The 20,114-nt window shown below is 67.3% G+C and carries 23 protein-coding genes and 1 pseudogene; 13 read left to right on the top strand and 11 right to left on the bottom strand.

The features are described 5' to 3' along the window. Positions 1-34 precede the first annotated feature (34 nt). Positions 35-853 carry a universal stress protein gene (locus MBTS_RS09925; protein WP_147830629.1) on the top strand — a complete coding sequence of 273 codons (819 nt, stop codon included), beginning with the start codon at positions 35-37 and terminating at the stop codon, positions 851-853. A gap of 161 nt (positions 854-1,014) precedes the next feature. Continuing rightward, positions 1,015-2,583: a bifunctional aminoglycoside phosphotransferase/ATP-binding protein gene (locus tag MBTS_RS09920; protein ID WP_147830631.1), complete on the top strand. Its 1,569-nt coding sequence runs from the start codon at positions 1,015-1,017 to the stop codon at positions 2,581-2,583. Here the strand turns inward: MBTS_RS09920 and cysQ are convergent. Beyond that, positions 2,536-3,354, bottom strand: coding sequence for a 3'(2'),5'-bisphosphate nucleotidase CysQ (gene cysQ / locus MBTS_RS09915; protein ID WP_147830633.1), 819 nt, complete (start codon positions 3,352-3,354; stop codon positions 2,536-2,538). The genes MBTS_RS09920 and cysQ overlap by 48 nt on opposite strands. A gap of 212 nt (positions 3,355-3,566) precedes the next feature. Then, positions 3,567-4,217 (bottom strand): BON domain-containing protein, encoded by a 651-nt coding sequence (locus MBTS_RS09910; protein WP_147830635.1) that lies wholly within the window; start codon positions 4,215-4,217, stop codon positions 3,567-3,569. 228 nt (positions 4,218-4,445) lie between these two features. Between MBTS_RS09910 and MBTS_RS09905 the strand changes: the two genes are divergently transcribed. Further along, a complete protein-coding gene (locus MBTS_RS09905) occupies positions 4,446-4,853 on the top strand; it encodes a hypothetical protein (RefSeq protein ID WP_147830637.1) in 408 nt (135 codons plus the stop codon). 45 nt (positions 4,854-4,898) lie between these two features. On the opposite strand, the gene MBTS_RS09900 is transcribed toward MBTS_RS09905, so the two are convergent. Beyond that, positions 4,899-6,503, bottom strand: coding sequence for an oleate hydratase (locus tag MBTS_RS09900; protein ID WP_147830639.1), 1,605 nt, complete (start codon positions 6,501-6,503; stop codon positions 4,899-4,901). Between the two features lie 162 nt (positions 6,504-6,665). Here MBTS_RS09900 and MBTS_RS09895 point away from each other — a divergent pair, with 162 nt between their 5' ends. The 6 genes from MBTS_RS09895 (at position 6,666) to MBTS_RS09870 (ending at position 11,100) form a co-directional block, all read left to right on the top strand. Continuing rightward, positions 6,666-7,025, top strand: a complete 360-nt coding sequence (locus tag MBTS_RS09895) for a hypothetical protein (protein WP_147830641.1) — start codon at positions 6,666-6,668, stop codon at positions 7,023-7,025. Positions 7,026-7,077: 52 nt separating this feature from the next. Next, positions 7,078-7,284, top strand: a complete 207-nt coding sequence (locus MBTS_RS09890) for a hypothetical protein (RefSeq protein ID WP_147830643.1) — start codon at positions 7,078-7,080, stop codon at positions 7,282-7,284. A gap of 74 nt (positions 7,285-7,358) precedes the next feature. Next, positions 7,359-9,245, top strand: a complete 1,887-nt coding sequence (gene dnaK, locus MBTS_RS09885; protein ID WP_147830645.1) for a molecular chaperone DnaK — start codon at positions 7,359-7,361, stop codon at positions 9,243-9,245. A 29-nt stretch (positions 9,246-9,274) separates the two neighbouring features. After that, a complete protein-coding gene (locus tag MBTS_RS09880; RefSeq protein ID WP_238253740.1) occupies positions 9,275-9,799 on the top strand; it encodes a nucleotide exchange factor GrpE in 525 nt (174 codons plus the stop codon). Positions 9,800-9,853: 54 nt separating this feature from the next. Then, positions 9,854-10,759, top strand: a complete 906-nt coding sequence (locus MBTS_RS09875; RefSeq protein ID WP_147830649.1) for a DnaJ C-terminal domain-containing protein — start codon at positions 9,854-9,856, stop codon at positions 10,757-10,759. Next, complete coding sequence (locus tag MBTS_RS09870) at positions 10,756-11,100, top strand: chaperone modulator CbpM (RefSeq protein WP_147830651.1); 345 nt, start codon at positions 10,756-10,758, stop codon at positions 11,098-11,100. The genes MBTS_RS09875 and MBTS_RS09870 overlap by 4 nt, the downstream gene beginning before the upstream one ends. Before the next feature lie 23 nt (positions 11,101-11,123). On the opposite strand, the gene MBTS_RS09865 is transcribed toward MBTS_RS09870, so the two are convergent. Further along, entirely contained in the window at positions 11,124-11,603 is a 480-nt protein-coding gene (locus tag MBTS_RS09865; protein ID WP_147830652.1) for an SPW repeat domain-containing protein, read from the bottom strand. A 331-nt stretch (positions 11,604-11,934) separates the two neighbouring features. Here MBTS_RS09865 and MBTS_RS09860 point away from each other — a divergent pair, with 331 nt between their 5' ends. Genes MBTS_RS09860 through MBTS_RS09850 form a run of 3 tightly spaced genes read left to right on the top strand, consistent with a single transcriptional unit; the run spans position 11,935 to position 14,760 of the window. After that, on the top strand, positions 11,935-13,305 hold the full coding sequence (locus MBTS_RS09860) for an MFS transporter (RefSeq protein WP_147830654.1): 1,371 nt from the start codon (positions 11,935-11,937) through the stop codon (positions 13,303-13,305). Positions 13,306-13,360: 55 nt separating this feature from the next. Beyond that, on the top strand, positions 13,361-14,347 hold the full coding sequence (locus tag MBTS_RS09855) for a 2-hydroxyacid dehydrogenase (RefSeq protein WP_147830656.1): 987 nt from the start codon (positions 13,361-13,363) through the stop codon (positions 14,345-14,347). Positions 14,348-14,385: 38 nt separating this feature from the next. After that, the gene (locus MBTS_RS09850) at positions 14,386-14,760 is read left to right on the top strand and encodes a hypothetical protein (protein ID WP_147830658.1); all 375 of its coding nucleotides are present in this window, start codon (positions 14,386-14,388) and stop codon (positions 14,758-14,760) included. Between the two features lie 96 nt (positions 14,761-14,856). Here the strand turns inward: MBTS_RS09850 and MBTS_RS09845 are convergent, their stop codons facing one another. Then, positions 14,857-16,074 (bottom strand): MFS transporter, encoded by a 1,218-nt coding sequence (locus MBTS_RS09845; protein ID WP_147830659.1) that lies wholly within the window; start codon positions 16,072-16,074, stop codon positions 14,857-14,859. 104 nt (positions 16,075-16,178) lie between these two features. On the opposite strand from MBTS_RS09845, the gene MBTS_RS09840 reads away from it, so the two are divergent. Beyond that, positions 16,179-16,637 (top strand): winged helix-turn-helix transcriptional regulator, encoded by a 459-nt coding sequence (locus tag MBTS_RS09840; protein ID WP_373321245.1) that lies wholly within the window; start codon positions 16,179-16,181, stop codon positions 16,635-16,637. A gap of 159 nt (positions 16,638-16,796) precedes the next feature. Here MBTS_RS09840 and MBTS_RS09835 read toward each other — a convergent pair whose 3' ends face one another. The 6 genes and pseudogenes from MBTS_RS09835 to MBTS_RS09810 all read right to left on the bottom strand — a co-directional run. Further along, on the bottom strand, positions 16,797-17,267 hold the full coding sequence (locus MBTS_RS09835) for a GlcG/HbpS family heme-binding protein (RefSeq protein ID WP_147830663.1): 471 nt from the start codon (positions 17,265-17,267) through the stop codon (positions 16,797-16,799). Then, a complete protein-coding gene (locus MBTS_RS09830; RefSeq protein ID WP_147830665.1) occupies positions 17,267-17,977 on the bottom strand; it encodes a hypothetical protein in 711 nt (236 codons plus the stop codon). The genes MBTS_RS09835 and MBTS_RS09830 overlap by 1 nt, the downstream gene beginning before the upstream one ends. A gap of 73 nt (positions 17,978-18,050) precedes the next feature. Next, positions 18,051-18,698, bottom strand: a complete 648-nt coding sequence (locus MBTS_RS09825) for a BON domain-containing protein (RefSeq protein WP_147830667.1) — start codon at positions 18,696-18,698, stop codon at positions 18,051-18,053. 44 nt (positions 18,699-18,742) lie between these two features. Beyond that, complete coding sequence (locus MBTS_RS09820) at positions 18,743-19,039, bottom strand: hypothetical protein (protein ID WP_373321244.1); 297 nt, start codon at positions 19,037-19,039, stop codon at positions 18,743-18,745. A gap of 38 nt (positions 19,040-19,077) precedes the next feature. Continuing rightward, positions 19,078-19,929 (bottom strand): universal stress protein, encoded by an 852-nt coding sequence (locus MBTS_RS09815; protein ID WP_147833583.1) that lies wholly within the window; start codon positions 19,927-19,929, stop codon positions 19,078-19,080. 87 nt (positions 19,930-20,016) lie between these two features. Next, positions 20,017-20,114: pseudogene (locus MBTS_RS09810) on the bottom strand (IS5/IS1182 family transposase); the annotation flags it as partial.

Genomic DNA, 20,114 nt, shown 5'->3' with positions numbered 1-20,114 from the left:
GGCATGGTCTCCCTTTCGTCGTCGGAGGCCTGCCATGTCGTACGCCAGCATCATCGTCGCCGTTGACCCAGGGGAGCAGGCGGCGCCACGCGTGACGCTCGCGGCGCATCTGGCGCGAAGGCTCGATGCACGTCTCATAGGCGTCGCGGCCTGGGGGCCGGATTACCCGCGGGGGTTCGGCGAGACCTCGGTACCGACCGGATACGGGGTCGAGGAGATCCGCCAAAAGGCCCTCGATGAGCTCAAGTCGGCGGAGGAGGCGTTCCGCCTCGCGGCCGAACCGGCCGAGCAGACCGAGTGGCGTTCCGAACTCATGGAGACCGTCACCTTCCTCGCGGAGCAATCGCGGGCGGCCGACATCGTCGTCGTCGGGCGTCAGGGGACGAACGACCGGCCGCACCTCGTGGCCGCGGTGAGCCCAGGCAACGCGCTGATGGCCGTGGGCAAGCCCGTGCTCGTGGTCCCGCGGGGCGTGGAACGGCTGTCGGCGTCCCGCGTGGTCGTGGCCTGGAAGAACACAATGCAGAGCCGCAGGGCGATCTCGGACGCGATGCCGTTCCTGAAGCTCGCCGAGGCGGTCCAGGTCGTTCAGGTCACGGACGACGGCGACCGGACCGAGTTGGACGACGTGGTGGCCTATCTCGGCTTACACGGAGTGAAGGCCGCGGGAATCCTCAAGGCGTCGAACGGGGGAGGCACGGCCGAAACCCTCCTCGATGCTACCGAGGGCTTCGGGGCGGACCTGATCGTCAGCGGGGCCTTCGGGTACAGCCGCCTACGCGAATGGTTCTTCGGCGGGGTCACGCGCAACCTCCTCGACCACAGCCCGATCTGTTGCCTGATGTCCCATTGACCCGAGCGAGGCCCAGGAATGACGAGGGAGCTTTCAATGGCCTGGATGAGCTGGTTGCGTGACCGCTTCATCGACACGACGGCGAGCAGCCGGTTGCGGACCCCGGTCCGGGGCTCTGGATCGGAGCCGCTCGTGACACCACCGACCGCGGTGGCGCGCCCATGACCGTGGAGGATCAGGCCGAGACCGTCGCTTTCCTGAAAGGCGAGGCCGCCCTCCTGGGGCTTCCGGTCGACACCATCACGACGCACATCTCGACCGTCCTCATGGCCGGCGACCGTGCATTCAAGCTCAAGCGACCCGTTCGCTTTCCCTATCTGGATTTCTCGACCGCCGAGCGCCGGTTGGCCTTCTGCGAGGCCGAACTCGTCCTGAACCGTCGCACCGCGCCCGAACTCTACCTCGGGGTCCGCCGGATCACGCGGGAGGCCGACGGGCGGCTGGCCTTCGACGGCACCGGCCCCCTCGTCGACGCGGTCGTGGAAATGCGCCGTTTCGCGCAGCACGACCTTCTCGACGACATGGCGCAGCGCGATGCGCTCACCCCGGCCCTGATCACCGACCTTGCGCATCGCATCGTGGAGTTCCATCGCGACGCGGCGGTCAGTCTCGATCATGGCGGGGCGGCCGGCATCGCCGCGGTCCTGGACATGAACGACCGCTCGCTACGCGCGGTGGCGCTGGTCTCGGAGGAGGCGGCGGACGCCCTTCGCGCCGCCTTCCGAAGCGCCTTCGAACGGCATGCTCCCATGCTGGAGAATCGGCGTCTGACCGGTAAGGTGCGCCACTGTCACGGCGATCTCATCCTGCGCAACATCTGTCTCGTCGACGACGTACCGACCCTGTTCGACTGCATCGAGTTCGACGACGCCATCGCGACCATCGACGTCCTCTACGACCTCGCCTTCCTGCTTATGGATCTCTGGCACCGCGACAAGGGCGACCTCGCCAATCTTCTGTTCAATCGCTACCTCGACGAGACGGACGAGGCTTCCAGCATCGGAGCGTTGCCCTTCCTCATGGCAATCCGCGCCGCGATCCGTGCCCATGTCACGGCGGCCCAGGCGGGTGGTCAACCTCCAGGCAAAGCCGCGAGAACGCTCGTCGAGGCGCGCGCGTATCACGACTTCGCCCTGTCGCTGCTGGCGGGTTCGGACGCGACGCTGCTCGCGGTCGGGGGCCTCAGCGGATCAGGCAAGTCGACCGTTGCGGCCTGCGTTGCGTCCCATCTCGGTTCGCCGCCCGGCGCCCGTGTCCTCAACAGCGACCGCATCCGCAAGGATGCCTTCGGCGTTTCGGCCGAGACGCGCTTACCTCCGTCCGCCTATCTGCCGGAGGTGTCCGCAACGGTCTACGCCTCCCTCCGGGACGAGGCATGCCAAGCCTTGTCCTCCGGGTGTGCGGTCGTTGCCGATGCTGTGTTCGACCGGCCTTCCGAGCGCGCGTCCATCGAGGCGACGGCCGCGAAATCCGGTGTCGCGTTCCAGGGCGTCTGGCTTGAGGCGCCCACCACCGGACTGCTGGCATCCCGGATCGCCGACAGGCGGGACGACCCGTCGGACGCGACCGCCGAGGTGCTCATGGATCAGGTCCGGCGCGATTGCGGGGACATCGATTGGCAGCATCTCGCCGCGGAGGCAAAACCGACGATGACTAGGGACGCGATCCTGGCGTCCTCTCCCTCACGCGGCAACGGCAGGATCGGAAGCCGGGAGGTTGAACCCGCCTGAGGCGAGGAACCCGGGCAGCCGATAGTCCTTGGTCTGGTCGCCGTAGCGCAGTGGCGCCCCGTCCGGCGCCGTCATGGTCCCGCCGGCCGCCTGCAGGATGGCATGCCCCGCCGCGATGTCCCATTCCCGGATGCCGCCCAACCCGGGATATACGTCCGCCATGCCCTCGGCGATGCGGCAAAACTTGAGGGAAGACCCCATCGGACGGCTCTCAGCCAGCGGCAGGCGCGACAGGTAGGCCTCGGTCATGGGATCCGCGTGCGAGCGGCTTACCAGTGCGACGAGGCCCGCGTCGGGCGGCGCGCGAACCCCGATGCGACGGGCGCCGGTCAGGTCGGCGGCCTCCGAACCGGGCGGGGCCGGGACCGTGTAACTCGATGTCCCGCCGAACCATGCCTGCCCGAGCAGGGGGGCGTAGATGGCACCGGCGATGGGCCTGCCATCCTCGATCATGGCGACGTTGACCGTGAACTCGTTGCGCTGCGCGATGAACTCACGGGTCCCGTCCAGGGGGTCGACGAGGAGGAAGCGCGGGCCGAGCTCGGATCTGTGCCCGGCCGCGACGCTCTCTTCCGCGACCACCGGGATTCCCGGGAACGCCGCGGCGAGCCTTTGCAGGATCAGGCGTTCGGCCGCGAGATCGGCCTCGGTGACAGGGGACCCGTCCGCCTTCCACCACGTGGGGCATCCCTGGGAATAAACGGAGGCCACGGGTCCGCCCGCGGCAATCGCGATATGGACCAGTGATCGGGCCAGCGTGTCGAGCGGCATCGGACCCATCCCCTCGGATACCGGGGTCAGCAACGGAAATCGTATCGGGACCCGCTCCTCACGAAGTGCCCATCGGGGCGCATCGGTTCCCGGGTGCTTCGGCGCCGGTGGAATGGCCGTGCTCGCGATGGCTCTTGGTCACGGTCGGTTTGCCTCTGGTCTTCGGAAAGCCCGGGCCGGGCCTGGAGTGCCAGGCCCGAACGTCGCTTCGTTCACACGACGCCGATGCTGTTCACGACCGCCGTGGTGCCGGGAGACGCCCAGGCCGCGCCCAACGCCTCGCGGCGCTCCTGCATGCTGCGCACGGTCCCTCCAAGATAGACGGTCCCCCCATCGGCGGTGACGGTCACGGTCTTCGGGTCGAACAGCCACGAGCGATCTAGCGCCTCGCTGATCCTGTCGCTGACGGCCGCCACGTCGACCTGGGACCGCACGGTGATGAGGTTATTGACCGCCACCACGCCGCAGAGATGACGCAACTCCCGCTCGGCGGCCTCGAACTGGAAATGGTGGTCGACCTCGCCCGTCAGGGTGATGACACCCTTTGAGACCTTCACGGAGACGCAGTCCGGCGGCACGGCCACGTTCCAGGCGAGGCGCGCGACGGCGGTCGTCGCGATGTCCACGTCGGATCGCTTGAAGGAGAGTGGCACGTCGACCTCGATCTCCATGACGATGGCCTTGACGCCGTAGACGCGACGGGCGGCGGCCTCGGCAGCCATCTTCTCGTCATACGTCTCGACCTGCCCGGACAGGGAAACGATGCCGTCCTTGGCTGTTACACCGATCTCCGAGGAGGTCACCGCCGGGTCCCAGATGAGTTCGGCCGTGACGCGGTGCTGCAGGCTGGTGTCGCTGGACATGGGGATCTCCGTAACGATGCGATGAACCGCTCGGCACCCATGCCCCCGGGGTGGCGATGATCGCCGTCCATGTCCAAGGGGATGTCCCGGCATCCGGCCAACCTAGGGAGCGGCACCGATGTGGTCCTTGATCCAGCGCAAGGATCGTACCGGGCCGGCATCTACGGTGACCGACACGCCTGCACGGTCGACGCCCCGCGTTCGGCCAAAGGCGAAAAGGAACACGAGATGACCTGTCCCCGCGCCGTCGAGGCCCTGATGAAGCAGCAAGACCGTCTCGCCGGTCTGCTCCGCCTGATCGATGACGGGCGCTGGTGGACGGGGGACGGCGCCTGCCTGATCGACGAGGACGAGGTCTGCATGCAAGCCGACAGGATCGGGAGCGCCCTCGACGTGGTCGAGCGTCTCGCTAACGAGATGGCCGCCGAGAACGGCACCGGCACGGGGTCGCAGCTTGCGGTGATGGCCACGCATGGCGTTCCGGTCCTTCGCGCTTCCGAGGACCTCGTGATCCCGGATGACCTCGGCCCGTTCTCCCCCGGTCCGGTCGATCCCCATCCGCCGGAGATCCATGAATCGGGCGGATACGAGCAACGGGCCTGGGGTTTGTCCGACGGCACCTCGAAGCTGGCCTGACGGTTTGGGCGCCCCCGACGGGAGCGCCCAACTTGCCTTCGGACGTCATGCATCCTGCAGGTCGTGCAGCGCCCGGTAAGCCTTGAACAGGACGCGGGGATCGAACTTGCCCTGGTAGACGGCGGGCGGCTCGCGTTCGAGGCCGAGCAGTCCGTAGACGGCGGCCTGGGCGGAGCGGATCGAGTATTCGACCGTGAACACCACGTCGTCGGGCAACTCGCAGAACTGGCCCATGAGGCCGAGGTTCGTCGTGCCCTTCGGGATCACCTGCGGCCGGTCGCCGGGCTCGCGCGGCAGGAACTGGCTCGTGATGAACGGCATCATGCAGGGGATGCAGATGGCCTTGTCGAGGATGCCGGCCGCCTCCGTCTCGATGCGCAGGTGGCCGAGGATCTCGGTCATGATCTCCCGCCCGGTGCAGGCCGACATCGGCTTCCTCACGAAGTTGCCGGGCTCGTCGACGGCGAGGCCATAGCCCCAGAACACCCCGACGTCCTTCGGCTGTCCGATAAAGTGCGGCTGGAACGGGATGACGATGGAGGCCAGCCAGTTCGAGTGCGGGAAGGTGACGAGGCCGCCCTCGCCGGGAACGTTGCCGGTGTAGTCGCGGACCATGCGCAGGAACGTTGGGTCATGCAGGGTGGTGGTGAAGGAGACCCACTTGGACTGGTCGATGTGGTCGGTGAAGACCTCGGGGCGTCCGAACGCGGGGCGGTCCCTTGCGAGGTTCTCCCAGAGCGTCCAGGCACCGCCGTCCGTCTTTCCCTTGAGGGCGGGGACGCTGTCCATGCCGCCCAGCGTCGAGCCCTCGGTCATCGAGCCCAAGGTCACCAATACAATGTCGCCCTCACGGACCCGGATCTCGCCCGCTTTCCCGAAGTGGTCTGTCAGGATGCGCGAGACGCTCTTCCCGCCCTCCTGTCCGACGAGCCCCAGGTCGGTCACCCGGGTGTCGAACGTGAAGACGACGCCGCGCTCGTCGAGCCACTTGCGCAGCGGCAGCACCATGGAATCGTACTGGTTGTACACCGTCCGCATGATGCCGTGCAGGCGGTTGAAGCCCGAGACCATGTGGGCGAACCGGACGAGGTAGCGCCTGAACTCGACCGCCCCGTGCCAAGGCTGGAAAGCGAAGGTCGTGCACCACATGAACCAGAAGTTCGTCTCGAAGAACGACGGGTCGAACTGCTCGGCGATGGTGGATTTCCCAAGCACGGATTCCGGAAGGATGGCGAGGCGCTCGATGGTGAGGATGTGTCCCTCGCTCAAGCCGAACCGAGGCGCCGTCAGCCGTTCCCCGTCGCTGACGAGGCGCGCCTTCGACGAGGTCTTCAGCGTCTCGTTCCAAGCGAAGGTCTCCTGGGTCACCGTCTGGGTACCATCGAGCGTCGGGATCGAGCCGAACAGGTCGAAGGTGCAGAGGTATTTGCTCTCCAGCATACGCCCTCCGCGCAGGACGTAGCCGTCCGTCGGATCGCCCGACCCGTCGAGGCTGCCGCCGAGGACGCCAGTCTCCTCGATCAAGGTGATGTTGCACCCGGGCACGTCGCCGTCGCGGATGAGAAAAGCCGCCGCGGCCAGGGAAGCGATGCCGCCCCCGATGAGGAAGGCTTTCCGGTCAGGGCGGGCGATGGGGTCTGCATGGTCCATGCGGTGTCTTGCCTGTGGGCGTCTACGAAGGGTCCGCCGAGCCTATTCCAAGGGACCATCGCGTCTTTGATCCAAGACAAAGCCACCGCTCGGGATGGGGCGCATAGACGTTCGGCGATGTATTCGAGCCCTGGGCACGACATCGGGCGAAGGAAATCTCCGATGCATCTTTCCGTTCTGCTCCTTTCCGCCGTGTTCGCCTTGGCCATGACCGATGCCGGCTACGCCCAGGCCACCCTCCCGAACGACGACGTGAACATCGCGAACAATCCCGGCACGGTGAAGGACGCCCCGTCGGCCCGGGTCGAGGCCCTGGACTGCACCTGCCGCAATACGGCGCCGGATGCGGCCGATGCGGCAGATCCAAAAGGCGGCGCCGCGCCCGGCGACCTGATCGTCGATTGCAGTTGTCGCCAGACCGTTCCGGACACGACAGGGACCGTGGCCATCCCTGCCGGCCCCGAGGCGACGGCGCCCGGGTCGCCCAAGTCGCCCGGCGGCGGTTCGGCTCCGCCGCGCTGACCGCTGTCGCGGCGGAGCCGAACCGCCCCGCACCATCCCGGAAAGGTCGGTCATGAACCCGAAGCCCGCGCCCACGACGGCCATCGACGAGCTCCAACGCGAGACCTGGGACGACGATGGCGGGGCGGGCCTGACGGGACCCCGCACGACGAGCCGGGTCCCGAAGGCTCCGGCATCCCTGAACGCCCGCCGCGTCCCGCCGGATGGGACGCCTCGACAGCCCGGCCCGGGCTTTCCGTCGACCACCCCTCGAAGCTGACTCATCGCGACCTTCGACGCCGGCGATGCACGCCGACAGCCACGATCCTCACCAACCACATCTCGGAGACCATCATGTCCAAGGCCATCGGCATCGACCTCGGCACCACGAACTCCTGCGTCGCCGTCCTCGACGGGGCGAAGGCGCAGGTCATCGAGAACGCGGAAGGCGCGCGGACCACGCCGTCCATCGTCGCCTTCACGGAGAACGGCGAGGTCCTCGTCGGGCAGCCGGCCAAGCGCCAGAGCATCACCAACCCCGAGAACACCATTTCGGCGATCAAGCGCCTGATCGGCCGTCGCTACGACGATCCGCTGACCGAGAAGGACAAGGCCATGGTCGGCTACAACATCGTGCCCGGCCCCAACGGCGACGCCTGGGTCGAGGTGAAGGGCAAGACCTACAGCCCGAGCCAGATCAGCGCCTACATCCTGACGAAGATGAAGGAGACCGCGGAGGCCTTCCTCGGCGAGAAGGTGACCAAGGCCGTCATCACCGTGCCGGCCTACTTCAACGACGCGCAGCGCCAGGCCACCAAGGACGCCGGCCGCATCGCCGGCCTGGAGGTGCTCCGGATGATCAACGAGCCCACGGCCGCGGCGCTGGCCTGCGGTCTCGACAAGAAGGGCAACGGCAAGGTCGGCGTCTACGACCTCGGCGGCGGCACCTTCGACGTCTCGTTCCTTGAAATCGGCGACGGCGTGTTCGAGGTGAAGTCCACCAACGGCGACACCTTCCTCGGCGGAGAGGACTTCGACAACCGCATCGTCGACTACCTCGTGGAGGAGTTCCGCAAGGAGAGCGGCATCGACCTGCGCAAGGACCGGCTCGCCCTGCAGCGCCTCAAGGACGCTGCCGAGAAGGCCAAGATCGAGCTGTCCTCGGCCTCCCAGACCGAGGTGAACCTGCCCTTCGTCACGGCCGACCAGAACGGGCCGAAGCACCTCGCGATCAAGCTCAGCCGCGCGAAGCTCGAAGCCCTCGTCGCCGACTTGGTCGAGCGGACGACGGCGCCCTGCAAGGCGGCGTTCAAGGACGCGAACCTCGACGTGTCGCAGATCGACGAGGTCGTCCTCGTCGGCGGCCAGACCCGGATGCCGAAGGTGCAGCAGACCGTGCAGGCCCTGTTCGGACGTGAGCCGCACAAGGGCGTGAACCCGGACGAGGTCGTGGCCATCGGTGCCGCGATCCAGGCCGGCGTGCTCCAGGGCGACGTCAGCGACGTGCTGCTCCTCGACGTCACCCCGCTCTCGCTCGGCATCGAGACCCTGGGCGGGGTGCTGACCCGGCTGATCGAGCGCAACACCACGATCCCGACTAAGCGCAGCCAGACCTTCTCCACCGCAGCCGATAGCCAGCCGGCAGTGACGATCCGGGTGTTCCAGGGCGAGCGCGAGATGGCCGCCGACAACAAGATGCTCGGCCAGTTCGACCTCGTCGGCATCCCGCCGGCGCCACGGGGCCAGCCGCAGATCGAGGTGACCTTCGACATCGACGCCAACGGCATCGTCAACGTCTCGGCCAAGGACAAGGCCAGCGGGAAGGAGCAGACAATCCGGATCGAGGCCTCGGGCGGTCTCGACGAAGCGGCGATCCAGCGCCTCGTTCGCGAGGCCGAGACCCATGCGGGCGCCGACAAGGTGCGCAAGGAGCTGGTCGAGGCCGGCAACCATGCAGACGTCGCGATCTACACGACCGAGAAGAGCCTCAAGGAGGCGGGGGGCAACGTTCCCGCCGACGTGAAGGCCGAAGTCGAAACGAGCCTTACAGCGGCGAGGGAGGCGATTCAGGCCGGTGACCTCGCGCGTATCAGGACGGCGACCGAACGCCTGACCCTGGCGGCCTCGCGCCTGGGCGAGACCGGACTGGCTGCCAAGGGCCCGTCCGCCGATCCGGAGATCGTCGATGCCGAGTTCCAGGACGCCCCGGGCGACGACACCCGCCACAGGCCGGCGGCATGAGTGGTCCATTGTCGGGGGAGGACTGTTTGATGACCGAAAGCATGAACGACACCATGCCCCCTGACGGGGAGGTCGCGGATCTCGCCGCCCTCCAGGCCGAGAACGCCTCCCTTCAGGACCGCCTGATGCGGGCGCTCGCCGAAACCGAGAACGTTCGGCGACGCGGCGAGCGCGGCATCGAGGACGCCAGGAAGTTCGCCGTCCAGGATCTGGCGCGCGAGCTCCTGCCCGTCGCCGATAACCTGCACAGGGCCATCGCGGCGGCCACGGGCGCAGGTGCCGGGCCTGCGGCCCATGCGTCCTTGCTCGAAGGCGTCGGGGCGACCGAACGGATGCTGACCTCCGCCCTCGAACGCTTCGGCGTCCGCCGGATACCCGCCCTTGGCACGCGCTTCGATCCGAAGGCGCACGAGGCGATGCAGGAGGTCGAGGATGCCACCCAGGCGCCGGGGACCGTGATCGACGTCATGGAGGAAGGCTTCACCCTCCACGACCGCCTGTTGCGACCGGCGCGCGTGGTTGTCGCCAGGGTACGATCTCGTGTCGGCGCGTAGCGCCGACACCGTCCTTATCGGCCCCGCGACCATCCCGACCCGGAGGAATCCGCATTGAGCGAAGATCCGTACAAGGTTCTCGGCGTGACGCGGGACGTCTCCGAGGCGGACCTGCGCACGGCCTACCGGAAGCTCGCCAAGAAGCTGCATCCCGACCTGAACCCCGGCAACAAAAAGGCCGAGGAAGGCTTCAAGGCGGTGGCGACTGCCTACGACCTGCTGAACGACCCCGCCAAGCGCGCCCAGTTCGACCGTGGCGAGATCGACGCGTCCGGAAGCGAGCGCCCGCGGCAGCCGTACTATCGCGAGCAGGCAGAACGGGACGCGGGTCATCCTTATGGTGGCGAACAAGGGTTCGGGGATTTCGGCGGCGAGGACATCTTCGCGCAGATGTTCGGTCGCGCCGGGCGTGCCGATCCCAACCGGGCCGGTGCGGATGCCCGCTACCGGCTGGAGCTCGACTTCCTGGAGGCGTTCAACGGCGGCAAGCGCACGCTCACCCTCCCGGACAGCCAAGCCCTTGACGTCACGATCCCGCCCGGAACGCGGACGGGGCAAACGCTGCGCCTGCGCGGCAAGGGCGGCTCCGGCATCGGGAAAGGGCTGCCAGGCGACGCCCTGATCGAGGTCGAGGTCCGTCCTCATTCGCTCTTCAAGCTCAAGGGGGACGACATCCACATCGACCTGCCCTTGTCGCTTCGCGATGCAGTCCTCGGCGGCAGGGTCAGCGTTCCGACCCCGTCCGGCCCGGTTTCCATGACCGTTCCGAAGTGGAGCAACGCCGGCGCTGTGCTCCGTCTGAAGGGCAAGGGCATGGTCCGTGGCGGTGCCTCCGGCGACGAGTACGTCACCCTGCGACTGACCCTGCCGTCCGAGCCGGATGCGGAGTTGCAGGACTTCGTATCCCGGTGGGGGACCACGAAGCCTCATGAGACCCGGCAAGCCGAGGAGACGCTATGATGGAGATGCGTGAGTTTCAGGTCCGCGCCAGCGTGGAGACCGATGTCCTGCACGCGTGGATCGACACCGGCTGGGTCATCCCGAACGAGACCGAGGGGCGCATGACCTTTCGCGAGATCGACCTCGGTCGAGCGCAACTCATACAGGATCTCGAAAGGGACTTCGGCGTGAACGAGGAAGGCATCGTCCTCATCCTCGATCTCGTCGACCGGATGAGCGGCATGCGCCGGACGCTCGGTCATCTCGCCGTGGCGATCCGCCGGGAGCCGGACCACGTCCAGGACCGGATCGCCGATGGGGTCCGTGAGGCCTCTCGGAAGATCACCGAGCTTGCTTCCTGAAACGGACGAGGTGTCCGACGGCTCTAATCGCCGCCGATTGGGGAAAAGCGGTCTTGGGTCGGTGCTTCTCGCTGCGCCACTAGGCGGAACGGCGTCACGGAGGCGGTATCCGGGACGACGGGATCGCTTCGATCCTGGGAATTCGTGAGTTGAGATTCTACGACCGTTCGCATGATGTCGAGCCCGGCGGTCACCACAATGGCAAGACCGAGGACGACCAGCATCGAGACGGCCGGCTCTGCCAGCGGCGAGGCGATGACGGCGTCCGGTGGCACAAGGGCGCGTTGCAGGAACCAGGGTGAGACCGCCACCCATGCGCCCAGTATGCCCGATCCCCACCGCGTCCCCGGCGCCGGCTCGGGCCCGTCGAGGAAGGCCAGGCCCATGACGGCGAGACCGCATCCGGTCGCGCTCAGCATGGCGGGGAAGTTCCCCGTGTGGATGAAGAGGAAGGGCGTCAGGACGACGAGCGCCCCCAGTACGGCCGAGATGCCGTCGAGCATGCCCCCGACGTCGTTCCCGGCCCCTGAAGACCTTCGTTGACTCCCGCCCATGTCACCCGCTCCACGTGGGCCGATCACGGTCGCGAGCGAGGTCCGCCCATCGAGGTGCCGGCAAGGAACGAGCTTAGGGTGGGCAGGCGGGCGGTATCCTTGATCCAGCGCAAAGCGTCGTCCCAAGCCCCGATCTAGGGTCTTCCCGTCCCCCCGGTCCCTCGCGGGACGCGTCCCCTCGTCGGGGGCTCCCGGTGTCGCGGATGGACACCGATGACCCTTCGTTCCGTGCGGGCATCACGAAACCGCGGGCCGACCTCGAACGCTGGAAGATCTTGAGATGGTGGATGCGGCAATCGCCACGGGCGATCCAAAAGGCCCACTGGCGGCTCCACCTGCGAGTGGACGATCCGATCCATCGCCGCCGGCAGAGCTCAAGCTCCTGTTCCTCCTTTCCTGGCTGCTGTGCGCGGTCTTCTACTTCTTCCAGTATGCGGTGCGTTCGGCGCCTGGGGTGATGCAGGCGGAACTGACCTCGGCCTGGGGCGCCAACCACATCGGCACGATGATCTCGGCCTACTACGTCGCCTACGCGGTGATGGCCCTGGTCGCGGGTGTCCTGCTGGACCGGTACGGTGCCCACCGAACCATTCCGTACGGGATCGCCGTGGTCGGCCTCGGCTGCCTCGTCTTCGCGCAGGGCAGCGAGGCGGCCGGCATGGCCGGCTTCGTCCTACAGGCGACCGGGGCGATCTTCGCCTTCGTCGGTTCGTCCTACGTTGCGGCCCGCTACCTGCCGACACGCATGCTGGCGCTGTTCATCGGCCTCACGCAATGCCTGGGCATGGCCGGCGCAGCGTTCGGATCCAAGCCCGTCCACATGGCCATCGACCCGGCCGGCGGCTTCAACGTCCCCTGGCAGCACGTGTGGGTCGCCTTCGCCGCGATGGGCTTCGCGCTCGCTCTCGCAACCTGGTTCGTGATGCCCCGCGAGACCGGCGACAGCCCGAGCCACCACGCGGAGCTCTCGCTCTCCGGCCTGCTCCATCCGTTCAAGGTTATCTTCGGTAATCCGCAGAGCTGGCTCGCCGGCATCGTCGGGGGACTTCTGTTCCTGCCCACCACCATCGGCGCCCTGGTATGGGCCACCTCGTTCCTCCACGCCGGCGAGAACCTCTCGATGGCGGACGCCGCGTCGGACGCGGCCATGGTGCCCATCGGCTGGGTCATCGGCTGCCCGCTCCTCGGATACGTGTCTGACAGGCTCGGCCGCCGCAAGCCGGTGCTGCTGGGCGGCGCCCTGCTGATGCTCGCGGCCGGCCTGACTGCCATCTACGTGCCTGTCGGAACGCTGCCGCGCTACTCGGTGGCCCTGGTCCTCGGCATCGCGTCAGGCGCGGCCATGATTCCCTTCTCGATGATGAAGGAGACCAACCCGTCCCAGGTGAAGGGTACGGCGGCCGGGGTGATGAACTTCCTCGTCTTCGTGACGACGGGGATCATGTCGCCCTTCATCTCGCACCTGATGCTGCCACGGCAGAGCGTTCCGTTGACCCTGTCCGACTTCCAGACCGCCTTCCTGCCCCTGGTGGGCGGCGTCGTCCTGGCCCTGATCCTCGCACTGTTCCTTCGGGAGACCGGCACGGCGGAGCAAGGCCCCCTCGCGCAGGACGGCACGAAGCCTTTCGTCCCGACCCTGGCGCCTGCCTGAGCGGCCCGACGCAGGTGCCCTTTCCCGGAACGCCCTCAAGCCCAAGGATGACCCCATGGATGTCGCGGTCTTCAGCACCAAGCCGTACGACCGGCGCTTCCTCGACGCGGCCGTCGCGGGGCGTCACGCCCTGACCTACATCGATGCGCGGCTCGATCCGACCACGGCGATCCTTGCCGGCAAGGCCCAGGTGGTCTGTGCGTTCGTCAACGACGCGGTCGATACCGCCGCCCTCGATGTGTTCGCGCAACTCGGTGTGCGCCTCGTCGTCCTGCGGTCGGCGGGCTTCAACAACGTGGACCTCGCCGCCGCCAAGCGCCAGGGCATCCTCGTTGCCCGGGTTCCGGCCTATTCGCCCGAGGCCGTCTCGGAACACGCGGTGGCGCTGATGCTGTCGCTCGACCGGCACATCCACCGCGCCTACGCCCGGGTGCGAGACGGCAATTTCGCCCTCGACGGTCTGCTCGGGTTCAACCTGCACGGCAGGACGGTGGGAATCGTCGGGACCGGCCGGATCGGCCTCGGCGTCGCCAGGATCATGCTGGGCTTCGGCTGCAAGGTCCTGGGATACGACGTCGAGCCAAGCCCGGCCTGCGAGGCCATGGGCGTTGTCTATCGCCCGCTGCAGGACCTGCTCGCCACCTCGGATATCATATCCCTGCACTGCCCGCTGACGCGCGAGACGCGGCACCTCATCGATGCGGCCGCGATAGGCGTCATGAAGCGCGGCGTGATGCTGATCAACACGAGCCGCGGCGCCATCATCGACACCAAGGCCGTCGCCGCCGGGCTGAAGGAAGGTCGGATCGGGCACCTCGGCCTCGACGTCTACGAGGAGGAGGAAGAGCTTTTCTTCGAGGACAAGTCCGACGCGGTGATCCGCGACGACGTCTTTGAGCGCCTGCTGATGTTCTCAAACGTGCTCGTCACCGGGCACCAGGGCTTTTTCACGGTCGAGGCGATGACGGCCATCGCCGAGACCACCGCGTCCAACATCGACGCGTTCGAACGGACGGGACGACCGGTCCACGAGGTCCTCTGACCCCACGAGGGCGCGTACCCTCGCCAATGGAGAACGCCATGCTTCCCCACGTCACCCTGACCCTCGCCCGCGGCCCGGATTTTCCCGATGGAAGCGTCGACCGCGGCTACGAGATCGACGCACCCCTCGACGCCGACGGACAGCTCGATCCCGCCCTTTGGCTTGAGCAGCGAGTCCATTGTCGCGTCCGACGCTTCTGGCTCGGGGAGCCGAACCGCGACGGGCGCCTGGTCCACCGGCAAGGTGGTTTTGGCGGTGGCACCTGGCTGATCGACTACGACGACAGGACGACCGACGACGACGAGCCGGGCTACCGGCTGGGCAGCCACCGTTTCATCAAGGGCGAGTACGTCTCGATCCGCGACGACGACACCATGCGGACCTTCAGGGTGTCCCACGTTCGTCGGTCGTGACGTACACGGGTCGAACGCCCGTTATGGGTGGGAAACGGACCGGCAGGTCTCCGATTGAGATGCAGAATGCGCTGCCGTTCCGGTTGGGTTACCGACCTAAGTGCGGCACGTCTGCACCGATCTCAGAGTGCACACCCAAACCAGTAGGGCAGCGGCGCTAAACATCGCTCCAAGCACCGAGACGCTGAACCAACCGGCCTGGGCATAGATCGAAGTCGCAGCAAAAGCACCGATGGCGCTGCCCACCGAGTAGAACACCATGTAGCCGCCGATGAGGCGGCTGCTGGCTTCGGGACGCAGGGCAATGATGAGGCTCTGATTGGTGACGTGTACGGCCTGCACGGCGAGATCGAGCAGAAGGACGCCAAGAAGCAAAGCCGGGATTGAGATTGGGAGCAGCGCGATCAGCGCCCATGACCCGAGCAGGAGCATGAGAGACGCTCCCGTCGCCCATTGACCATGGCCCCGGTCCGCCAGTCGGCCAGCCCCCGTCGCAGCCATCGCTCCCGCTAAGCCGACAAGGCCGAACAGTCCTATCCAAGTGTGGGAGTAGGAGAAGGGCGGGACGCTGAGCGGCAGCACCATCGCGGTCCAGAATGTACTGAACGACGCGAATATCAGAAGCGCGAGAACACCGCGAACCAGCAATACCGGTTCGCTGAGGAACAGGATGGGGACGGATCGGAGTGCGGCGGCATAGCCACCCGTGCTGACCGAGATCCGCTGCCGCGGCAGGACGCGCACGAGTAGGCCGAGGAGGGCGAGCGACAAACCGGCGGAGACCAGATAGACCGCTCGCCAACCACCGAGATCGGCCAATATCCCAGCCGCGAAACGCGCCGCGAGGATGCCGATCACGATACCGCTCGTAACCGTACCCACCACCCGACCTCGTTCGGTCGGTGTCGCGAGCGTAGCGGCGAATGCGACCAGGACCTGAACCACCACAGCGAGCAGCCCAACCGCTGCCATGCCTGCGAACAGGATCGCTCCGGTGCTGGCCGTGGCCACCGCTACCAGCGCAAGCACCGACAGAAGCCCCTGGCAAAGGATGAGGCGACGGCGGTCGACGAGATCGCCGAGCGGTACGATGAAGATCAAACCCAGCCCATAGCCGACCTGGGTGAGGGTCACCACGAGCCCAATCGCGGCAGGCGAAATTCCGAACTCCTGCGCCATCGCATCGAGTAGGGGCTGGGCATAGTAGATGTTCGCGACGCTCAAGCCGGCAGCGACGGCGAAAATCAGGATCGTCGTCTTGGGCAATCGTCCCTCCCGTTCGAGGAAGGTCCGTTCTCCTTTTTCAAGCGGCATGGCGCTTCCTTTATAAGATCCGATCTGGTTCCATCTTGAGACCACTTGCGGTTGGAGAATTCTAGTTCTAAATCGAGACCAGGTTGAAGCGGGAATGCATGGTCGTGGCGAAAAGGGTCAGCCTCTGGGACGCCGGATGCCCGGTTGCACGCGCCCTCGATGTCATCGGCGACTGGTGGTCGCTCCTGATCATTCGTGATGCCTTTGACGGCGTGAGGCGTTTTAGTGAGTTCCAAAGTGGTCTGGGGATCGCCAAGGGTATGCTGGCGACCCGCCTTCGCGACCTGACCGAGCGAGGCATTCTGGAGACCGCGCCCGCCTCAGACGGGAGCGCCTACCGGGAATATGTCCTGACGGAGAAGGGGCGTGGCCTCTTCCTCGTCATCGTCGCCCTCCGGCAGTGGGGCGAGGCTCACCTGTATCGGTCGAACGAGCACCGATCTCGCTTGGTGGATCGTGACGTAGGGGCTCCAGTCGCTCAGCTCGCCTTGCGATCCGCCGATGAGCGTCGTCTCGATTGGTGTGACACGCAGGTGCAGAAGTCGGACGTCAACCGACCCTAAGGCGACACGGCGACGTCTAAAGCCGATAATTCAGAACGCAACGCAGCTTTTTCCACTACCGACCAATGTCCGCTCTCAGGGATGGAGGCGCGCTTTCGGCACGGCAACGTTGGGTCGCGAGCAGACCCAGTGGCATCGCTACCGACATCAGAGTTTCCGTCACGCAAAAGCTAAACCCGGTCGCGTACCCGATCCCCGCGCCCCTCTCCATGCGGTGGCTCCGGCGGTCGCGCAGGCGAGGTCCTGTACCAGGGTCGCCTCGCCGTAGACGCCGACTGCGCCGATCAGGATACCATCCCGCCTCAGGGGTATGCCGCCGCGCTCGTGGAACGCCGCGGTACCCTCGCCCTCGACGACGGAACAGTAGAGGTCGTCCCCGGGCGGGGGCATAATCTCGCTCGGCTCGCCCGAGATCGCCGAGGCCACGGCCTTTCCGATGGCCCCGCGCGCGGTCATGCAGCCGGCACCGTCCATCTTCGAGAAGGCAACGAGGCGACCCTGGGGGCCGCACACCGCCACGCTGACGACGACCCCGAGGCGACGGGCCTCCTCGATGGCGTGGCCGACCATCGCGGTCGCCTCGGCCAGGGTCAAGTCGCCATCGGGTAGGGCGGATACGGGAGCGGCCATCACCGGCCGTCCAGGGCCAGCATCTCGCGACCAAGCGCGAGCAACTGACCGTCGGTGGCGGCCGACAGGTCGACGGTCGCGGTAGCAACGACGCGGATCTCGGTTCCCGGATGACGCTCGTGCAGTCGTTCCGAGAGGACGGCCATCGCGCTGGACTTGCCGGTCCCGTGGCCGACGATGGCCACGCGCGGCGCTCGTGCGACGGCCTCGGCGATGCGGTCGTAGTAGCCGAGGTCCTCGGACGCGCGCTGCCCGCGATAGTTGCCGTCCTCCTTGTGGGAGAGATGATGGATGTAGCCCTTGGGGTCGTAGGGGCGCAGAGTGGTCTCGGTCTCGCCGCCAACCGTCTCGGGATCGAGGCGATAGATCCGCGCCTCGTGGTGGTCGACGACGATGAGGGCATCGCTATCGGCCGGGACCGGCGAGGCCTCAAGAATTTCGGTCGAGTAGGGCGACAGCCCGGCATCCTGCATCAGGTGGCGCAGGCGCTCGACCTCGCGCGGGTCCATGTCCTTGTCCCGCGGACGGAGGAAGGTGGCCGTCCGGCCGGCCAGCGTGAAGCCCCACTTGTCGTCGCCCTTCTCCTCGGCGCTCCCGATCCGGCCGACGAAGGCGACCACCTCGCGCCATTCCAGATTGTTGCTGGTCGGGTGATGGAAGATCCGGCCGAGGAGCGTCCGGTCGTGGCCGTGGATCCGGGCATTGATCATCGCAAGGGGTTCCTGACGGACTCCGCACCGGGCGGTCTGCCCGGTGCGGTGGCGTGGGAGGTTCGCAGGTCGCTCAGACGACGCGGATGTCGTTGTCGACCGTCGTCGCGCCGGGGGCGCCCCAGGCCGTCCATCCGGCCATCTGGCGGTCGTACCAGGTGTGAACCGTGCCGCTAAGGTGGACGACGCCGCCGACCGCGCTGACCTCGATGGTCTTCGGGTCGTACCAGCTCCGATGCAGGGCATGCGTGATGTCGGCGCCGATGTCGGTCGCGTTGGGGCGCGGCTTGATGGTGACGTTGTTGGCAATGCCGACGACGCCGAGCATCCCGCGGATGTCATGCTCCGCCGCGGCCTTCTGGAACTGCCACTCGACCTCGCCGGTGAGGGTGACCCAGCCCTTCTCGACCGTCACCTTAACGGTCTCGTCCGGAACCGAGACATTCCAGTCCAGGCGCTGGACCACGGCCGCGGCGATCTCGTCGTCGTTGCGCTTGGCATGGTGGGGCAGCCGGACCTCGATCTCCTCGGCCACGGCCCGAACGCCCTTGACGCGTCCGGCGGCCTTCTCGGCGGCATGCTTTTCCATGTAGTTCTGGACGTGACCGGTCAGGGTCACGACGCCGTCCTTGGCGGTCACGCCGATATGGGCGGCGGTCACGCTCGGCTCCCAGCCGAGCTCGGCGATGACGTTGGTCTGCAAGGTCTTGTCGACGGTCATGATGGTCTCCGGGATCTCAGGGTCGAAGTAAGCGACGCGCACCGTCACCGATGGCGACGGTCGTGGCGGTGCTGGTGATGGCGGTGGTGGTGCCGCGAGCGCAGGCCACTGCGGTAGCCGCGACGGCCCGGGTCGATGCCGAGCGCGCCGTTGACGGTGCCGACGGCGCCACCGACCGCACCGCCGACGATGCCCCCAATGGGGCCGCCGACGCGGTCGCCCTCGGCCGCGCCGCGGCGCATGCCGCCGGGCAGGCCCTGGGCATCGGCGGATACCGGCATGGCGAGGGCGGACAACGCGAGGGCCGCCGCCACGGCGAGGTGCTTCAGGATCGGTCTCATGGTTTTCCTTCTCGGAGGTCGGCTGGTTTCGTCGGCACTTAGTGCGCGAGGAAGAGGGGGATCGGACACGCCGTCATCAGCGTTTGGGTGAGCCCGCCGAAGAGCCACTGCCGGATGGGGCCGTGGCGATAGGCGCCCATGACCATCATGTCCGCGCGGTAGCGGATGGCCGCGTCGCGGAGGGTCTCGGCGACGTCGCCGTCCGGACGCACCGGCAGGTCGTCCACGGTCACGGCGATGCCGTGGCGGGCGAGGTGCGGAGCGAGCTCGGCGCCCGCGACCGACCTCGAAAGCTCTTTCTCGCCGACGACCGAGATGATCTCGACGGCGTCGGCCGCGAGCAGGAACGGGAGCGCGTCGTTGACGGCCCGGGCCGCATGCGCGCCGCCGTCCCAGGCGATGACGATGCGCCGGCCGGCAAAGGCGTTGTGGCCGGCGGGGACGACGATGACGGGGCGGCCGCTGTTGAACAGGGCCGCCTCGATCAGCTCCCGGTCGAGGTCGATGGTGCGCTCCTCGGCATCCAGGATGGTGAGGTCGTGCAACCGGGCCTTGGCCGCGAACGTGGCGAGGATGTCCGGATGCGTCAGTTGCGGGCTATCAACGGTGCACGCGACACCGGCGCTCGCGGCGTCGCCACGGACCTTCTCAGCCACCGCCTGGCTCAGGCCGGCGGTCCGCCCGTTCTCCTCGGAGACGAGGCCCTGTCCGAACCCGCCGGCGAGGGCGCTGGTCATGACGATGCGACGCGAAGCGGCCTGCACGGTGAGGTGCGCCCCGGCGGCGACGGACAGCGACAGGGCGTAGCCGATGGCGTCACTTGTCTCGCCCTGCTGACCTTCCTCGGTCAGGCCCACGATGACGTTCTTGATGTTCTGGAGTGCCGGCATGGAAGCGTCCTCGGTTTCGTTGGACGAACCCTAGCCCCGGCCCCGCAGGAGTCCTTGATCCAGCGCAAAGTCGGAAGCTTAGAGCGCCTAACAGAACCGTTTGATCTGGTTGAGGGTGATGAGGCTGGCCGCGAGGCTCGTGAAGGCCTCGTAATTGTCGCTGCGTACATGGTAGGGGCAGGTCA

Source organism: Methylobacterium bullatum (assembly GCF_014845095.1).
Classification (GTDB): Bacteria; Pseudomonadota; Alphaproteobacteria; order Rhizobiales; family Beijerinckiaceae; genus Methylobacterium; species Methylobacterium bullatum.
The sequence above is the reverse complement of the archived record's forward strand: the minus strand, read 5'-3'. Positions and strand labels throughout refer to the sequence as shown.

Excerpts from the sequence above, each read along its gene's own strand:
- cysQ (WP_147830633.1), bottom strand. The coding sequence starts at position 3,354 with ATGCCGCTCGACACGCTGGCCCGATCACTGGTCCATATCGCGATTGCC.
- MBTS_RS09825 (WP_147830667.1), bottom strand. The coding sequence starts at position 18,698 with ATGACCGTCGACAAGACCTTGCAGACCAACGTCATCGCCGAGCTCGGC.
- MBTS_RS09870 (WP_147830651.1), top strand. The coding sequence starts at position 10,756 with ATGATGGAGATGCGTGAGTTTCAGGTCCGCGCCAGCGTGGAGACCGAT.
- dnaK (WP_147830645.1), top strand. The coding sequence starts at position 7,359 with ATGTCCAAGGCCATCGGCATCGACCTCGGCACCACGAACTCCTGCGTC.
- MBTS_RS09850 (WP_147830658.1), top strand. The coding sequence starts at position 14,386 with ATGCTTCCCCACGTCACCCTGACCCTCGCCCGCGGCCCGGATTTTCCC.
- MBTS_RS09865 (WP_147830652.1), bottom strand. The coding sequence starts at position 11,603 with ATGCTCGACGGCATCTCGGCCGTACTGGGGGCGCTCGTCGTCCTGACG.
- MBTS_RS09925 (WP_147830629.1), top strand. The coding sequence starts at position 35 with ATGTCGTACGCCAGCATCATCGTCGCCGTTGACCCAGGGGAGCAGGCG.
- MBTS_RS09855 (WP_147830656.1), top strand. The coding sequence starts at position 13,361 with ATGGATGTCGCGGTCTTCAGCACCAAGCCGTACGACCGGCGCTTCCTC.
- MBTS_RS09860 (WP_147830654.1), top strand. The coding sequence starts at position 11,935 with ATGGTGGATGCGGCAATCGCCACGGGCGATCCAAAAGGCCCACTGGCG.
- MBTS_RS09895 (WP_147830641.1), top strand. The coding sequence starts at position 6,666 with ATGCATCTTTCCGTTCTGCTCCTTTCCGCCGTGTTCGCCTTGGCCATG.
- MBTS_RS09820 (WP_373321244.1), bottom strand. The coding sequence starts at position 19,039 with ATGAGACCGATCCTGAAGCACCTCGCCGTGGCGGCGGCCCTCGCGTTG.
- MBTS_RS09830 (WP_147830665.1), bottom strand. The coding sequence starts at position 17,977 with ATGATCAATGCCCGGATCCACGGCCACGACCGGACGCTCCTCGGCCGG.
- MBTS_RS09835 (WP_147830663.1), bottom strand. The coding sequence starts at position 17,267 with ATGGCCGCTCCCGTATCCGCCCTACCCGATGGCGACTTGACCCTGGCC.
- MBTS_RS09910 (WP_147830635.1), bottom strand. The coding sequence starts at position 4,217 with ATGTCCAGCGACACCAGCCTGCAGCACCGCGTCACGGCCGAACTCATC.
- MBTS_RS09905 (WP_147830637.1), top strand. The coding sequence starts at position 4,446 with ATGACCTGTCCCCGCGCCGTCGAGGCCCTGATGAAGCAGCAAGACCGT.
- MBTS_RS09845 (WP_147830659.1), bottom strand. The coding sequence starts at position 16,074 with ATGCCGCTTGAAAAAGGAGAACGGACCTTCCTCGAACGGGAGGGACGA.
- MBTS_RS09900 (WP_147830639.1), bottom strand. The coding sequence starts at position 6,503 with ATGGACCATGCAGACCCCATCGCCCGCCCTGACCGGAAAGCCTTCCTC.
- MBTS_RS09880 (WP_238253740.1), top strand. The coding sequence starts at position 9,275 with ATGACCGAAAGCATGAACGACACCATGCCCCCTGACGGGGAGGTCGCG.
- MBTS_RS09920 (WP_147830631.1), top strand. The coding sequence starts at position 1,015 with ATGACCGTGGAGGATCAGGCCGAGACCGTCGCTTTCCTGAAAGGCGAG.
- MBTS_RS09815 (WP_147833583.1), bottom strand. The coding sequence starts at position 19,929 with ATGCCGGCACTCCAGAACATCAAGAACGTCATCGTGGGCCTGACCGAG.
- MBTS_RS09890 (WP_147830643.1), top strand. The coding sequence starts at position 7,078 with ATGAACCCGAAGCCCGCGCCCACGACGGCCATCGACGAGCTCCAACGC.